Below are 15,730 nucleotides of genomic sequence, written 5' to 3' on the forward strand. Positions count from 1 at the left end.
GGAGGGGCGACTCGCCATGACGGCGGGTCGTCCCTCCTTCTGTCTATGCACGCCTCAATCAGCGGCTTTCACGAAGTCTAGTAGCCGGTCTAGAGGTCCTCCGGCGGCACCGATTCCAGCCCAAAACGGCAGTGGCCGTCATAGTTCAGCGCCGCATCAATACGGTCCAGCATCCGCTCTGAAAGCAACGCACGCTCCGCAGGGTCAGACACATCCACCCAACGCACCTGCGAAGACTCCTCATCATTCACTTTCGCCTCACCAGAAACCCAGCGGCACAAGAACGTATGATCCAAGAACTGGCAGCGGTCACCATTACCGAACTGCATGGCCGGATCGGCCTTCACCTGAGCCAGCTCCAGCACCTCAATCTGCACGTTCGCCTCCTCCTGCGCCTCACGCAGGCAGGTCAGTGCAGGGCTCTCCCCCGGGTCCACAATGCCCGTAATCGGGGTCCACGCCCCGTTATCGCTACGGCGCACCAGCAGCACCTTAGAATCCTGCTCACGGTACACCACAGCCGTCGCACCGGACAGCCACAGGTAATCCGAACCGATCCGCTCACGCAGCTTACGGATATAGGGAGGAGTAGGCATAACATCAACCTTTCAAAAGCCCCGGCAGTTCCGCCGAGAAATAGGTGCTAGAGAGCAGAGCAAACAGCCGCGAGCCGCACACAGAACAAGCCCGCCACTTAGCCGGACGGTCACCCTACTTCGAAATCTACCACAGAGAATACGCCGGAGCAGCCAACGCCACCAGCGCCCCCAAAAGCATAAACGGACCGAAAGCAATGCGGGTGCTACCGCGCGCCTTCGTAAACAGCACCAGAGCCAAAGACACCAGACCACCGGCAAGGAACGTCACCAGCGACGCCCAGCCCAGATTCGCCCAGGACAGGTACCCGAGCACGCCGCCCAGAATGCCGGCAAGCTTCACATCCCCGCGGCCCAGCGCCCCAAAAGACAGGATACGCAGAAGCAGGTAGCAGAACCACAGCACCAGACCGGCACCAATCACACGCCAAATATCGGCGGGGCGACCGGCAAAAAGCAAAGACACCGGCAGCGCCGTATAGGTGGCAATAGCCAAAGGAATCAGGATGCGGTGCGGCAGACGGTGCTCCCGCACGTCCATACGCCACAGCCGCAGGGTGCACCACAGAAAATACAGCAGGTAGCTGCCGAGCACCAGAGCGGCAATAACGGAGGTGCCGCCTGCGTGGTAGAGGTGGGAAAGCTCAGCGAGCATAGAACGTCCATTCTGTAATGCTGGAGGCTGTAACGTTGGAACCTGTACTACCGGAGGCTACCAGCCGAGAAACACAATCCGACGGCGCTAGACCCATAGCCTCTAGGAAGCTTCTAAGAGCCGAAACGGCGGGAACGGTTCGCGTAGTCCCGCAGGGCACGCAGAAAATCAACGCGCGTAAAATCGGGCCACAGGGCGCGGCAGAAATAAAACTCAGAGTACGCGCTCTGCCAGGTCATGAAACCGGACAGGCGCTGCTCGCCCGAGGTGCGAATCAGCAGGTCCGGGTCGGGCATATCGGCGGTGTACAGGTGCGAAGAAATATCCTCAACGCTCAGCTGTTCAGCAAGCGATTCCAAGGATGCACCCTCAGCGGCGGCCTCACGCAGAACCGAGCGGACCGCATCCACAATCTCCTGGCGGCCGCCATAACCGACCGCAATGTTCACGCGAACACCGGGCAGGCGCGCGGTCTGCTCAATCGCCCAGTCCAGGCGCTCATGCAGCTGGCGGGGAATCAGGTCAATATTGCCGATGGCGCGCACCGGGCCGCAGGCAGACTCCACCAGACGAACCAGGAACGCATCAATCACAGCAACCAGACCGGTCAGTTCCTTCTCGGGGCGCTTCAGGTTCTCAGTGGAGAGCATGTACAGGCTCACCTGCGGAATCGACAGCTCAGTACACCAGGCCAGAAAATCAATAATTCGCTCCGCACCGGCGGCGTGGCCCTCACGGGTGCTCAAGCCGCGCTGAGCCGCCCAGCGGCGGTTACCGTCCACCAGCACTCCAATATGTGCCGGCAGGGATTCGGGGCTCAGCGAGCGCGCCAGAGCCTGCTCATAGACGGTAGGCTCAGTGACAGTGCCGGGGTTGCTGGCGTGGCCGTGCACAGTAATCACGGGCAGGGCGTTGGCGCTCATAGCTCATACCTCATTCGGCTGTCGTGGCAGATAATTCAGCGGGCTCATAACGAAAGAGTCCAAGCTCTTATTCTACGCCGCCGCGCCGTACCTTCGCGGCAATCGGCATCACGGTTGGGCTGAGAATCGGCTCAAAATTTGTGGCATCTGGTGGCGGCGTTCGGGGTTGTGCACAGGGGCTGCACGCATCGCGCGCCTAAGAATGGATGATGCCCTTCACCTACGACTCATATCGTGGGTGAAGGGCATCATTGTAACGCGCGGGGCGATGCACCCCAGCCTAGATAACGTAGTAGTCGCTCAGGCCCTCGTCCAGGCTAGATTCGGGCAGCTGAACCTCAGCGTGCGAGGCGGCCAGCGTGTAGTCCTCCCAGGGCCAAATATCCTTCAGCTTCTCACTGGGAACGGCGAAGAACACGCCGTTCGGGTCCACCTGCGAGGCGTGCGCGCGCAAAGCCTGATCGCGCTGCTCAAAGTGCTCGTGAACCAGGATGCGGGTCGTAGTCTCGTGGCGAGGCGCCTCCCCCGAGGAAGCGCGGTGCGCGATGTTCTCAATCCAGCCGCTCAGCAGGCTCTCACCGTGCGTATCGAGCAGATGCTCGTGCAGGGCGAGGGTGCGTTCGGGGTTGAATGCGCGGTCGTAGTAGAGCTTCAGCGGGGTCCAGGGCTCACCCTCACCCACGTACGCCTCGGGGTCGCCTGCCTTCTCGAATGCTTCCACGGCAACCTTGTGGGTCATGATGTGGTCGGGGTGCGGGTAGCCGCCAATCTCGTCATAGGTGATGATGATGTGCGGGCGGTACTCACGCACCAGACGCACGAGCGGCGCGGCGGCACGATCCAGGGGCATGGTGCCAAAGCTACCGAAGGGAAGCGGCGGCATGGGGTCGCCTTCGGGCAGACCAGAGTCGAAGAAGCCAATCCAGCGGTGCTCAATACCCATAATCTCGCGGGCAGCCGCCATCTCAGCACGACGCAGACCCGGCAGGTCACGGTGCGCACGCGGGCTCTTATCGACCTCCCCATTCAGGATGTCACCGCGCTCCCCGCCGGTCATCGTCGCCACCATGAAGCGGGCACCACGGGCAATATACGCCGAGGCGGTACCGGCGCCCTTGGAGGACTCGTCGTCCGGGTGGGCGTGCACCGCGAGGATACGCAGACCGGTGTAGTCCTCCTCCAGCGGTTTGAGGGAGTCCACGGGAGGGTGAGTCGGCAGGTTTGCCTTCAGCTGTTCAATGGCTTCGCTCACGGTGGTCTCCTTTAGGTGATGCGCCAGGGGGTCGATGATGTGTCTGTGACTCGCGAATACGAGCGCTACACGGCAGAAATTTTACGGTTGTAGCTTCTCGTATGATACCCAAGGATAGCGCCGGTACACTAGCGCAGATGACGCCGTGTGACATCGTGAAACATGCCGTCATATCAGCAGATTCTTGGGCATGAAACAGGCTGATGCTGGCGGAGCGTTCAGCTACAGGCGTGCGTACCGACGAAGATGCGCTCAGAGGGGAAGATACGACCGGCATAACAGCCGAAAATCCTCCGGTGCTCTAGAATAGGTCTGTTGATTCATTCCGTTACCGGCACCTCCGCGCATTGAACGCGGCACGCGGTAGCGGGTTTATTCGTTTCGCACCGGCAGAGCCGGCGCATAAGCAAAGGACACGCATGGCTGAAAACACCGGTGCATGGCTCACTCAGGATGCCTTCGACCGCCTCACCCAGGAGCTGGAGTACCTCTCCGGCCCGTACCGCCAGGAAATCGTTGACCGCATCGCGCAGGCACGCGATGAGGGTGACCTCCGCGAGAACGGCGGCTACCACGCCGCCCGCGACGAGCAGGCTAAGAACGAAGCTCGCATCAAGCAGCTCAAGCACCTGCTGGAAACCGCGCACATCGGCGACACTCCTGCTGACGACGGCGTGGTAGAACACGGCATGGTTATCGAAGCTGAGGTTGCCGGCCGCACCCTGAAGTTCCTGCTCGGCTCCCGCGAAATTGAGGACACTCTGCCGGCAGGTAGCGACCTGAAGGTCTTCTCCGAGAAGTCGCCGCTGGGTGCCGCAATCATGGGCGCTAAGCAGGGCGACGAGGTCACCTACACCGCTCCGAACGGTAAGGAATTGAGCGCCAAGATTATCTCCGCAACCCCCTACCAGGGCTAAGAGATTAGAGCTAAGAGACAGCGCTAGATATAAAACAAACAGTGCGGGGTGCTGACCATCAACGGTCAGCACCCCGCACTGTTTTTGTCTATTCTCGCGTTCTGCCTATACGTCGCAGGCGCACCTATTACAGCTCGTCGGCTAATAAATATATCGGCTTAGTAGACGATGATGGGCTTGAAACCCTCATCCTCCAGGGCAGAAATAACCTGGCGGCAGTGCTCCACACCCTTGGTCTCCATGTCGATCGTAATCGACACGTCACCCATGGAGAGCGAGCCACCCACGCGGGTGTGGTCCACACCGGTGACGTTCGCGTCGTTCTCGGAAATAATGCGGGAGATGGTCGCCAGCTCACCCGGACGGTCAGACAGCATCATCTTCACGGTCATGTAGCGGCCAGCCGCCGACAGACCGCGCTGAATCACCTTCAGCATCAGCATCGGGTCAATATTGCCGCCGGAGAGCACGCACACGACCGTACCCAGGTCGCCGTACTCTTCCTTCAGCTTGCCGTTCATCAGCGCCGCCACGGGTACCGAACCGGCAGGCTCCACCACAAGCTTGTTACGTTCCATCAGGAAGATCAGGGCGCGAGCGATATCGTCTTCGCTCACGGTCGCCACATCGTCCACCAGCTCCTTGATGATGGAGAAAGGCATCTGACCGGGGCGGCCCACCGCAATACCATCAGCGATGGTGGAAACCTTCTTCAGCGGCACCAGAGCATCCGCAGCCAGAGACAGCGGGTACGCCGCCGCGTGCTCCGCCTGAACACCAATAATCTTGATCTTCTTGCCGAGCTTCTGCTCCTTCGCGCGGACAGCAGCGGACAGACCAGCCAGCAGACCACCACCGCCAACACCCACAATCACGGTGTCAACGTCCGGAACCTGCTCCAGGATCTCCAGACCGATGGTGCCCTGACCGGCAATAATGTCTTCATTGTCGAAGGGGTGCACGAACACCGCGCCGGTCTCTTCGGCGTAGCGCTTCGCCTCCGCCAGAGCCTCATCCACGGTCACGCCGTGCAGCTCAACCTCAGCACCGTGATCACGGGTCGCAGTAATCTTCGGCAGCGCCGCACCCAGCGGCATGTAAATACGAGCCTTAATGCCCAGACGGTCAGCCGCCAGAGCCACACCCTGAGCGTGGTTACCCGCGCTCGCCGCCACGACGCCGCGCTTCTTCTCCTCCTCGGAAAGCTTCGCCATGCGCACGTACGCGCCGCGCACCTTGAAGGAACCGGCACGCTGCAGGTTCTCACACTTAAAGAAAACCTCGGAACCGAGGCGCTGGCTCAGCGCACGCGAATGAGCGACGGGGGTGCGTTCAATAACGCCTTCGAGCAGCTCTGCGGCACGTTCAATGTCGGTGAGGGTCACGGGCAGGGAGTCGAGATCTACGCTCACGAGGTTTCCATTCTGATGGTACGTATTCTGGCGGCATCTAGCCCCACACGCAGAAGGGCGCGCGGTGGCACAGTGCACACTCCATTTTAGAGGATGCGCCGACATAAAGCAGGGGGCGTCCCCGCACTCTCAACAGGTAGTGCAAGAACGGCCCCCGATCTAGGTTATGTGCGAGCGTCTAGCCCGCGGTTAGTCACAATGAACTGAGTTCTAAGCCTTCTCAGATTCCTGAGATTCTTCAGAGCCTTCGGAGTCTTTAGCTTCCTTCACCTTTTCAGCCTCTTCAGCCTTCTTACGTCGCTCCAGCTCATGCGGGAAGAGGAACTCCTCCTCACGAGGCGCCTCCTTCTCCCAGTCACGATTCGCCAGATAACGCACCACCGAGTTGACCACAGCCAGAGTCGGCACGGCGAACAGAGCACCCACCGCACCAAAAATCATGGAGCCACCAGCTACCGAGAAAATAACCGCCAGCGGGTGCAGGGAGACAGCCTTACCCATAATGAGCGGCTGCAGAATGTGGGATTCGAGCTGCTGAACCAGCAGAACGATACCGAGCATAATCAGCGCCTGCACCGGACCCAGAGCAACCAGCGCCAGCAGCACCGCCACAGCACCAGAAATGAGGGCACCAATCACAGGAACGAAAGAACCGAGGAAGACCAACACACCCAGCGGGATAGCCAGCGGAACACCCAGAATTGCAGCACCAATACCGATGCCGATAGCGTCAATAGCCGCCACCAGAATCTGAACGCGCACGTACGCACCCAGGGACTTCCAACCCGCGCGACCCGCACCGTTGACTGCGGCACGCGCATCCTTCGGGAAGAGGCGAGTGACGAACAGCCAGATACGCTCGCCCTCCATCAGGAAGAAAACCAGGGTAAACAGAGTCAGCAGGGTACCGGTCGCAACCTCAGCCGCAGTCGAACCCACCTGAGACACACCGTGCAGCACGGAGCTGGGGTTATTGGTTACAGCGCTCTCCATCTGATCCAACAGCTGGTTCAGCTGGTCTGCACCGAACTCGTAGCCGAGGTTCTTCAGCCAACCAATCAGCTGCTGGTAGCCCTGCATCGCCTTATCCGCCATGGACACAAAACCGCGCAGAATCTGCTGACCGGTCAGCGAAATAATACCGGCGAGCACCAGAATCATACCGATTTCGGCAATAGCCGCCGCGCCACCGGCACGAACGCCCTTCTTACGCAGAAGCATCACGGCGGGGCTCAGCAGAGCCGCCAGCAGCAGAGCCACCAGAAGAGAAATAACCAGCAGGGAGACGTGCCCCAGGCCCTTCCAAAGGATCCAACCGGCACCGGCAATCATAATGATGCGCCACGCCCAAGCACCAGCAACTTCCATAGCAAAAGGCACCCGGTAGCCGCGCTCCTCCTCGGCTACATGCTCTTCTGCAACAGGTGTAATTTTCACGGTGTCTCCAACTCGTTATCGGTGTCGCGCCCGCGCGGGGCAGCTTCGGCTGCCCCAGCGGAGGCGGTATGTGGTGATGTTGTTGCGCCCCTCCCCTGCGCCTCGATACATCGGGGAAGTAAAGCGGCAAAGGCGGCGGCACCATCACGGTACCGCCGCCTCAAAGTGAGCTTTAGTCGTTGCTAAAGATGCTTGCCAGGTACATGAGAACACGCAGGATCTCAACATACAGCCAGACCAGAGAAGCGGTCAGGCCGAAAGCAAGGCGCCAAGACTCACGCTCGGGCAGGCCAGCCTCCACAGCCTCGGAGGTGGTGGTGAAGTCCAGCAGCAGCGAGTAGGTTGCCAGCGCAACAGCGAACAGACCAACCACCAGGCCCAGCGGAATACCACCAATAGAGAAGCTGTTCAGCGAGGAACCGAAGATACCCGCGGTCAGCATGGACACCAGGCCGTAACCCAGGTAGCTGAGCGCACCAATCATGAAAATCTTATTCAGCTTGGGGGTTGCGCGCAACTTACCGTTCGCAAACAGAGCCAGGGTGGTACCTGCAACCACGAGGGTTGCCAGAACCGCCTGAATTGCCACGCCGGGGTAGCGCATATCCACAACTGCGGACAGGCCGCCGAGCAGCAGGCCTTCCATGAGCGCGTAGGTCATGACCAGGACCGGGGAAACCTTCTTCTTGAAGGAGTTCACCAGACCCAGCACCAGGCCGCCAACCATGCCCAGGAGCAGCAGCACCGGTGCATGCCATGCAACGGCGGCACCGACAGCGACCAGACCCAGGTTGATACCGGTCTTGACCATGACATCGTTCATGGTCAGACGCTCACCTGCGGAAATGGGCTCCGAGTAGGTGGGAGCCGCTACGCCGTAGTCAGCCTCACCGTACGGCTGGCCGTACTGTGCCTGCTGGTCATACTGGGGCTGGCCGTACTGCTGACCATAGGGCTGCTGACCGTACTGGGGCTGACCGTATGCGTTCTGACCGTAGCCCTGCTGGCCGTACTGGCCGTAGGACTGCTGACCGTACTGACCGTAAGTCTGCTGGCCGTAGCCCTGCTGCTGACCGTACGCCTGCTGGTTGTTCTGCTGAGACTGCGCACCAAAGCGACCGAAACGAGAGTCACCCTGAGTGGCATTCTTCGTCATTGAATTCAGAAGCGGATTTCCCGCCATCATTCTCTCCTTCATACGGGGACAAAACTAATTCTTGTTAATTCTATCGGATAGATTCTGCGCTCACGGGCGCTGTTCGTTACCAGCAAGCGCATCTGGCGACCTTGCCAGAATATTTCAGGGCGGTGTTTACCTGAGGTTCACCCAAGTCCACACCGCCCCGCACGCAAACGCTTCTGTGTGCCTCTTCGTGAAGTCTCTATTGCGAAGCTTCCAAACGATCCAGGAGCTGCTCCAGATAATCCAGAACTGCTTGCTCCTCGTTCGAGCCGATCACCTCGTCAGCAGCATTCCGCACAACCTCCGGGGCGTTAGACATAGCAACACCCCAGCCCGCATAGCGGAGCATCTCCATGTCATTCTCACCGTCACCGAAAGCGAGAATACCCTCCGGGTCGGCGTTCAGGCGCTCACACAGGTCCTTCAGACCGGTTGCCTTGTTGACGCCGGTGCGCACCAAGTCGATGGCGCCAAAGCCGCTGACCATCGGGGTAACGGTCTGCGGAAGAACCTCACGCAAGTAGACGCTCAGTTGCTGCGTCTGCTTAGGCGGAGTCAGCAGCGGGAACTTAATGGGTGCACCCTCAAAATCTTCAATAGAGTCAACCATGACCGAGCCGGGGAAGAAGAACGCCGCAAAGTCCTCCAGGGTGAGGGTTTCGGGAAGCTCCTGACCGGTGTCTTCAAAATAGCCGCGAATCATGTGCACAATCTGATCGCAACGATCCTTGGGCAGGTAAATACCCTCGGTGGTGCACACCAGCAGACCGATCTGGTCCAGCCCCTGCACTACCTCAATAATGCGCGGGATATCCTCTTCCTCAAAGGGATGCACGGCAAGCTGACCGCTGTCATCGGCGAGGTACGCGCCGTTCTCAGCAATGTAGGTGAGGCCCTGGTCCTCGAAACCGCGCATATAGTCCTGTAGCTTGGCATGGGTATTTCCGCTCGCCACGACGAAGTGGATTCCATGCGCCTGCAGGCGGGGCAGGATGCGCGCGAACCGTTCGGTGTCGAAGGTTTTGGAGTCGGTGAGGAAGGTGCCGTCCATATCGACGGCAATGATGGAGGGTTTAGTCTGCATGCTGTGCCTTTCTGACTCTGCTCCCCCGTTCAGGCAGGGGTGCGTCTGTGGCTGTGTCTCTTTATAGGGTCTCACGTTTTTTGAGCTCCGGAAGACGGTTCGCGGGTGTTTTAGGGCGTGGAGCCCCGTCACAAAACGTCATCTAAACCCCCTGTTTTGCACTCTTTTTCTCCACAAACTAGACTTACTTGAAGTGTAAAACTTTACTTGTCAAGCTTGAAGGCATGAACAACACCACGAAATACAGCGGCGCAGGCAAGTTCTCCATCGACGCGCTCGTGACCGCGCGCCGCAAGTAAGCTTTGAACCGCCTCCTGCCTCCACACATGACCGAGGCAGGCAATCACCTGCAGGTTCACCAGACTTCACCGCCAGCCGTCCTGATTCCGGCAGAGGACGAGCTCTTCTATCCGCGGTGAAGAGAGTGCGCGGAATGCCATAGCCCGCACCGCCACTCCACGATGCCCCCGATAGTATGGGTCGGGGGCATCGTCTTTTACCCCCCCCCCCAAAAAACCCAGACATGTAAACCTTCAAACACGCGAGCGGCGACTCCTCCCCTACGGGAAGAGCCGCCGCTCACTTATATATGCCTATCGGCTCTATATTGCCTCTCAACGCAGTGCCCCCACTGGGACTCGAACCCAGAACACAAGGATTTTAAGTCCTCTGTCTCTGCCAATTGGACTATGGGGGCGCACCCCGCATAGTTCGGGGCACAAACACCTATTATTCCACGAAAACGCACCCGAACCTAAGCAGAAACACATTTCAAACGGTTCCCCACGCTCAGCCACAGCAATCACCACGCAAAAGCACAGGTGGGCGACTAAGCCGGGCAGCTGGCGAGCATCCGGACACAAAAACGGGCGGTGCAGAAGACCGAAGTCTTCCACACCGCCCTTTGCTTTATCTCAAGTGCGCTATCTCAGGGAGCATACCCCTAAGTCAGGCTATTTTAGAGCTTTGCCTTCTGGCGTGCCGGTGCAGTACCGGTTGCTTCCTGGAATGCCAGGCGCGGGGAGCGCTGGTGGCGAATCGAGGAGGTGTCGCGGCCGAAGATCTGGTTCAGTGCCCAGGTGGTCATAACGCGAACGGTACGCTCGGTGGTGGGGATTGCAGAGCCGTGGTAGCCGCGGTGCATGATCCATGCCAGCGGGCCGCCAATGGTCTTGCCCTTGAAGTTTGCAACGCCCTTCCACAGGCCCAGACCTGCCACAACACCGATGGTCTCGTGGTAGTAGTCGGTCAGGGGCTCGCCGCGGCGAGCAGCCAGCAGGTTCTTAGCCAGAACGACAGCCTGGCGGGAAGCGTGCTGAGCGTTGGGAACGCAGAAGCCACCCACGCCGCCGCCGGAGAGGTCCGGAACAGCTGCGTTGTCGCCTGCAGCCCATGCACCCTCAACCACGCCGTCATCGCCGGTGACGCGCAGGTCTGCGCTCACGCGAACGCGGCCACGCTCGTCGATCGGGAAGTCGGTGTTCTTCAGCATCGGGGATGCTGCCACACCTGCGGTCCAGATCAGGGTGTCGGTCTTGATCTCGCCTGCGGGGGACTTGTCAGCCATGTTGATCAGCTGCAGGTTGCCGTCGGTTGCGTCGGAGAGGGAGGTGTTCAGCAGAATCTCGATGCCGCGTGCACGCAGCTCTGCAACAACCTTCTCTGCACGGTCTGCGGGGACCTCGGGCATGATGCGCGGTGCAGCCTCGACCATGACGAAGTGCAGGTCGGAAACGGAGAGACGCTCGTTGCGCTCGACAGCAACGCGTGCCATGTCCTCGAGCTCGGAGATGGTCTCAACGCCAGCGAAGCCACCACCAACGATGACGAAGGTCAGGGCGCGGCGGCGCTCTTCAGCGTCGGACAGCATGGATGCAACCTCGATGCGGTCCAGAACCCAGTTACGAACGGAGACTGCCTCTTCAATGGTCTTCAGACCGATAGCGACCTCTGCCAGACCCGGAATCGGGAACGCGCGGGTCACAGCGCCTGCGCCGAGAACAATCTCGTCGTACTTCAGCTCGAAGGGCTCACCGTTGTCGGTGGGCTCAACAACAGCGGTGCGGTTTGCGTGGTCGATGGAGACAACGCGGCCGGGGATCAGCTCGGTGTCGCGCAGGTGCTGGCGCAGCGGCACAGTTGCGTTACGGCCTTCCATGGAACCTGCTGCAACCTCGGGGAGGAAGGGCTGGTAAGTCATGTAGGGGTTCGGCTCAACGATGGTGACGACGCCACCGGTCTCCTTGATAGCCTTCTGAATCTTCTTAGCAACGGTGAAGCCGACGTAGCCGCCACCGACGATCAGGACGCGAGGACGGTCCTGTGCCACCTTAGTGAATGCCATTTTGTTACTTCCTAGTCTTCAGGTACCGAAGGTTTGGTAGCCCTTCAGTAGGGTGGTATGTGCAACTTTCGGCTCGTTCCGAAAGCTCCCCTGACGTACAAAGTGGCTCGCTCTGGAAGTCCTTGCGCAACGCGAAGTGGCTAGCAGCTCGAGCCTGTCTATCACATACCTGTTGTCTTTTATTTTACGCCTTTGTTTAGGTGATTTCGCACTTATGGCCCCTTTGAGCTGACCCTAAGTTAAAAGTTTTGAAGATATGAACAGGGTTCATCTCGCGATGCGGGTTACGGTCAAAATTACCCTTTCTGTTTTTTGCGCGGCATGTTCGATATTTTCGTTTATTGGGGTGTTCCCCCGTCGAAAGCCAGCCCCCGCATAACAAAGCCCGGGACTAACTCAAAAGTCAGCCCCGGGCGAACAGGAGAAGCCCCCCACAGAGAAGAAAAACACCGGCATCCCAGACTCACAAGAACCCTAACGAGTCCCCTTCCGAGCACCCTGCTGCGACCCCTTTGAAACACGGTGCTTTCCGTGATGAGTACCCGGATGATGTGCCATCTCACGAGCCATCCGCGCAGCCTGCCCCGCACTCACATGCATCCTATGCAAACGATGCACCGAACCAGCCGTAATAATCGTCAGCCACAACGTCAGCGCCGCCAAAATCACCGGCGGCAACCAGCCACGATCCTCCGGAGGGCGACGCGCATCCGGCGCAGCCGCTTTCACAATGCTCTCGCCCTCCTCATGGACCGGCGCAGCATCGCTAGGAGTCGGCTCACTCACCTGCTGCTTACGGTGCACCGCAATCCACTCAGAAATAGAACCCAACGGATTCGCCGTCACCGTAGGCGCCGCTAAAGCCATCGCATCCTGCGGGTTAAACACACCGTAGCCGTACAGCGGATCACGACCCGTAGCGCCAGCATCATCAGCCGAAGCAATCAGACGCTGAGCCAACTGAGCCGCCGACTCCTTCGGATACTTCTGCTTCAACAACGCCGCAACCCCCGTCACCAACGGAGCAGCAGCCGAAGACCCCGACCAAATCATGTACCCATTACCCGGAGCAGCCGCAATCATATCCGTACTCGGAGCAACCACAGCAATCGAAATACCCTGAGTCGACGAGCCCTCAGAAACCTGCTTATTCCGGTCAATACCGCCCACCGTCAACACGCCAGGAATCGTCGCCGGAGCACCAACCTGCGTCAAGCCGCTACCGCGGTTACCCGCAGCCGCAACAATCAGCACGCCCTTCTGCTCCGCATAGGCAAACGCCTCATCCCAGCTCTGCGGCCAGCTCGTCTTATTCGAGCCAATCGACATGTTAATAATCTGAGCCCCGTGGTCGACTGCATAACGCACCGCCGCCGGGATCTGCTCATCAATACTCTTACCGCCGGTCGTACCCATATTCAGCGAAATCGGCAGAATTTTCGCCTCGGGAGCCACACCAATCACACCGGTCGGCTTACCCGGCTGACCCGCAATCGCAGAATAGCCCTGCGTATCGTGACCGTGACCGGCAATCAGAGAAGCGACCTCCGTGCCGTGCATCGGCTCAGCACCCAGGCCCTTCCAGCCGTCCTCGCTGCCCACGCCCGAGGCGTCATAACCACGCAGAACATTACCCTCAAGATCCGGGTGAGTACCATCCACGCCCGTATCAATCACAGCAACCGTCACGCCCTTACCCGTAGCCTGCGACCACAAGGACGTAATACCGTACTCCTTCAGCCAATACTCACGCTGACGAACATCATCACCATTCGTGGTCGATGTGCCCTTACTCGGAGTCGCAGAAGTCTTCGGCACCGCAGTAGCCGACGGCGAAGGAGTCGCAGTCACCTCCCTTTTCGGGCTCGGGGACGCGGAAGGCGTCGGGTCAGTCGCCCAAGCGGCAGGCGCCAGCGGAGTCCACAACGGCAGAAGAGTCAACGCGGCACTAGCGCCCAAAGCTGCAACCTTAGGGATGCGGCGAGTAGCGCCTCGGTCAGAACCAACCGAAGCGCGCACACCAAATACACGAGACGCACAGGCGAAAGACGGCGCAACAGACCAGCCGGGCAGGGGCATACCTCGCCGACGCTCAGAATGGAACATTAAAACTCCTCAAGCTGAGCCGCGCCGCGAACCACCATCGGTTCACGGCGCGAGCGCTCAAGCCTACAGCTGGGACAGAGCGATACCGTCCAGAATGTCGTGCTCGCTGACGGTCACCGAATCCACGGCACCATCAGTCATCTCATTCAGACGGGTCAGGATGCGAGCGTAAATCGTCGCGCCGGCACCAATCACATCCACCCGGCCGGGGTGCATGTAGCCGAGCTCCTCACGCTCGGCTCGGCTCAGCGAAGCCAACCAGCGGGCGGTCTTCTGAACGGTCTCTACGGAGAAGCTTTGAGCGTTAATAGCCTCAGAATCGTAGCGGTCCAGACCCAGGGCGGCAGCAGCCACAGTGGTTGCGGTACCAGCCACAGCCACCACACGGCGTGCATCCTGCAGGGGCACAGTCTTACGAGCCACCTCGAGAGCCTCATCAGTATCAGCCTCAACGCGGGCAATCTGCGACTCAGTCGACGGAGCGCTCATCATGTGACGCTCAGTCAGACGCACACAACCAATATTGACGCTGCGCGAAGCCTTTACGCCCGACTCGTCACCCAGCACGAATTCGGTGGAGCCACCGCCCAGGTCGAACACCAGGGTGTCGCCATCGCCGTAGCCAACAGCACGCACCGCACCGGCGAAGGACAGCGCAGCTTCCTCATCACCGCTGATAACCTCGGGCTCAATACCCAAAATCTCGCGGATACCGTCCACAAACACCTGACGGTTACCCGCATCGCGAGTCGCACTGGTCGCCACAAAACGTACCGAATCAGCGCCGTGCTCCTTCAGCAACTGCGCGTACTCACGAGCCGCAGCGAAAGTACGGTCCAGCGCCTCCTGCGCCAGCCAGCCGGTCGCGTCCACACCCTGACCCAGACGCACAATGCGCATCTCACGCACAACGTCCTTCAGGACGGTCTTCTCGACCCCGTCCACCACCTCAGTAGTGGAATCAGCAATCAGCAGGCGAATAGAGTTCGTACCGCAGTCAATCGCTCCAACGCGCACGGTGGGTTCCTTTCAGGTCTTCAATACCAATCAGTGCCAAAAGGCAACGCGAGCGCCGTAGGCGAAAAATTTTCGCTTTTCGGCGCTCTTTCTTCTATCTATTATGCGCCCGCACCGTCCTTCAAGACGATGCGGGCGCACCAGAATCAATATTTAGGCTTCTTCACGCCACGCGGGGTCGCAGGAGCAGACCTCGGGGGTCCACCACTCGGCGATAGCGTCCAGGCCGCGGTCACCCATCGGGTTCACGCCGCGACCCACCGACAGAGTGTGGCCGATAACAGCGTGCAGGCACTTCACGCGGGTCGGCATACCGCCGGCAGAGATACCGTCAATCTCCGGGACCTCTTCGGTGCCGCTGATCAGGCGGATGCGCTCACGCTCAGCCAGGTAGTTCTCGTGTGCGGCAGCGTACTGTGCCGCCAAGTCGGCGTCCTCAGCCAGCGAGTCGGTCATCTCGTACATCAGGCCGCCCGCCTCCAGACGGGAAGCCGCAGCGGTAATCACCGGATGCGCCAGGTAGAACACGGTCGGGAAGGGGGTGCCGTTGCTCAGGCGCGGCGCGGTCGCAGCCACAAGCGGGTTACCGCACACGCAGCGTGCCGGAATCTCAACCACGTCGCGGACCTTACGGCCCAGCTGCGCGGAGAGAACGCGGATGTCCTGCTCGGTGGGGGTCAGGGTTTCAACAGTTACGCCGAAGCCGCCGGGGGTGCGTGCCTTCAGCTCTTCAATGGTGTTTTCGGTGCTCATAATCCTAAGTTCCTGGAACGAGGGGTCACCTCGTCCGCTTGTGCCGGGTGC

General features: G+C 59.9%; 13 protein-coding genes and 1 tRNA gene. 1 reads left to right on the forward strand and 13 read right to left on the reverse strand.

The window, feature by feature from the left end; all coding sequences use genetic code 11:
• Positions 1-89: 89 nt before the first annotated feature.
• The 4 genes from HMPREF2605_RS05535 to mca form a co-directional block, all read right to left on the reverse strand.
• Entirely contained in the window at positions 90-596 is a 507-nt protein-coding gene (locus HMPREF2605_RS05535) for an NUDIX hydrolase (protein WP_070847291.1), read from the reverse strand.
• Between the two features lie 127 nt (positions 597-723).
• On the reverse strand, positions 724-1,251 hold the full coding sequence (locus HMPREF2605_RS05540; RefSeq protein ID WP_070847293.1) for a prepilin peptidase: 528 nt from the start codon (positions 1,249-1,251) through the stop codon (positions 724-726).
• A 113-nt stretch (positions 1,252-1,364) separates the two neighbouring features.
• Positions 1,365-2,174, reverse strand: coding sequence for a polyprenyl diphosphate synthase (gene uppS, locus HMPREF2605_RS05545; protein ID WP_070847295.1), 810 nt, complete (start codon positions 2,172-2,174; stop codon positions 1,365-1,367).
• Positions 2,175-2,454: 280 nt separating this feature from the next.
• Positions 2,455-3,426, reverse strand: coding sequence for a mycothiol conjugate amidase Mca (gene mca, locus HMPREF2605_RS05550; RefSeq protein ID WP_070847296.1), 972 nt, complete (start codon positions 3,424-3,426; stop codon positions 2,455-2,457).
• 419 nt (positions 3,427-3,845) lie between these two features.
• On the opposite strand from mca, the gene greA reads away from it, so the two are divergent.
• Positions 3,846-4,343, forward strand: a complete 498-nt coding sequence (gene greA, locus HMPREF2605_RS05555) for a transcription elongation factor GreA (RefSeq protein ID WP_044150727.1) — start codon at positions 3,846-3,848, stop codon at positions 4,341-4,343.
• Between the two features lie 158 nt (positions 4,344-4,501).
• Here greA and ilvA read toward each other — a convergent pair whose 3' ends face one another.
• The 9 genes from ilvA to HMPREF2605_RS05600 form a co-directional block, all read right to left on the reverse strand.
• On the reverse strand, positions 4,502-5,755 hold the full coding sequence (ilvA, locus tag HMPREF2605_RS05560; protein ID WP_049355872.1) for a threonine ammonia-lyase: 1,254 nt from the start codon (positions 5,753-5,755) through the stop codon (positions 4,502-4,504).
• A gap of 210 nt (positions 5,756-5,965) precedes the next feature.
• Positions 5,966-7,192: an AI-2E family transporter gene (locus HMPREF2605_RS05565; protein WP_070847299.1), complete on the reverse strand. Its 1,227-nt coding sequence runs from the start codon at positions 7,190-7,192 to the stop codon at positions 5,966-5,968.
• A gap of 172 nt (positions 7,193-7,364) precedes the next feature.
• A complete protein-coding gene (locus HMPREF2605_RS05570; RefSeq protein WP_070644167.1) occupies positions 7,365-8,375 on the reverse strand; it encodes a Bax inhibitor-1/YccA family protein in 1,011 nt (336 codons plus the stop codon).
• 199 nt (positions 8,376-8,574) lie between these two features.
• Positions 8,575-9,459, reverse strand: a complete 885-nt coding sequence (locus HMPREF2605_RS05575) for a Cof-type HAD-IIB family hydrolase (protein ID WP_070847300.1) — start codon at positions 9,457-9,459, stop codon at positions 8,575-8,577.
• Between the two features lie 623 nt (positions 9,460-10,082).
• A tRNA-Leu gene (locus tag HMPREF2605_RS05580) sits at positions 10,083-10,156 on the reverse strand.
• A gap of 261 nt (positions 10,157-10,417) precedes the next feature.
• Complete coding sequence (locus HMPREF2605_RS05585; RefSeq protein ID WP_060823857.1) at positions 10,418-11,803, reverse strand: NAD(P)/FAD-dependent oxidoreductase; 1,386 nt, start codon at positions 11,801-11,803, stop codon at positions 10,418-10,420.
• Positions 11,804-12,277: 474 nt separating this feature from the next.
• Positions 12,278-13,909, reverse strand: coding sequence for a S8 family peptidase (locus tag HMPREF2605_RS05590; protein ID WP_070847302.1), 1,632 nt, complete (start codon positions 13,907-13,909; stop codon positions 12,278-12,280).
• Between the two features lie 63 nt (positions 13,910-13,972).
• Positions 13,973-14,926 carry a Ppx/GppA phosphatase family protein gene (locus HMPREF2605_RS05595; RefSeq protein ID WP_070847303.1) on the reverse strand — a complete coding sequence of 318 codons (954 nt, stop codon included), beginning with the start codon at positions 14,924-14,926 and terminating at the stop codon, positions 13,973-13,975.
• Between the two features lie 153 nt (positions 14,927-15,079).
• The gene (locus tag HMPREF2605_RS05600) at positions 15,080-15,679 is read right to left on the reverse strand and encodes a DUF501 domain-containing protein (RefSeq protein ID WP_049352121.1); all 600 of its coding nucleotides are present in this window, start codon (positions 15,677-15,679) and stop codon (positions 15,080-15,082) included.
• Between the last annotated feature and the right edge of the window lie 51 nt (positions 15,680-15,730).

The organism is Rothia sp. HMSC065C03, assembly GCF_001837295.1.
Classification (GTDB): Bacteria; Actinomycetota; Actinomycetes; order Actinomycetales; family Micrococcaceae; genus Rothia.

Coding starts and splice junctions, on each gene's coding strand:
- HMPREF2605_RS05535 (WP_070847291.1), bottom strand. CDS start 596: ATGCCTACTCCTCCCTATATCCGTAAGCTGCGTGAGCGGATCGGTTCG.
- HMPREF2605_RS05540 (WP_070847293.1), bottom strand. CDS start 1,251: ATGCTCGCTGAGCTTTCCCACCTCTACCACGCAGGCGGCACCTCCGTT.
- uppS (WP_070847295.1), bottom strand. CDS start 2,174: ATGAGCGCCAACGCCCTGCCCGTGATTACTGTGCACGGCCACGCCAGC.
- greA (WP_044150727.1), top strand. CDS start 3,846: ATGGCTGAAAACACCGGTGCATGGCTCACTCAGGATGCCTTCGACCGC.
- HMPREF2605_RS05570 (WP_070644167.1), bottom strand. CDS start 8,375: ATGGCGGGAAATCCGCTTCTGAATTCAATGACGAAGAATGCCACTCAG.
- HMPREF2605_RS05575 (WP_070847300.1), bottom strand. CDS start 9,459: ATGCAGACTAAACCCTCCATCATTGCCGTCGATATGGACGGCACCTTC.
- HMPREF2605_RS05585 (WP_060823857.1), bottom strand. CDS start 11,803: ATGGCATTCACTAAGGTGGCACAGGACCGTCCTCGCGTCCTGATCGTC.
- HMPREF2605_RS05590 (WP_070847302.1), bottom strand. CDS start 13,909: ATGTTCCATTCTGAGCGTCGGCGAGGTATGCCCCTGCCCGGCTGGTCT.
- HMPREF2605_RS05600 (WP_049352121.1), bottom strand. CDS start 15,679: ATGAGCACCGAAAACACCATTGAAGAGCTGAAGGCACGCACCCCCGGC.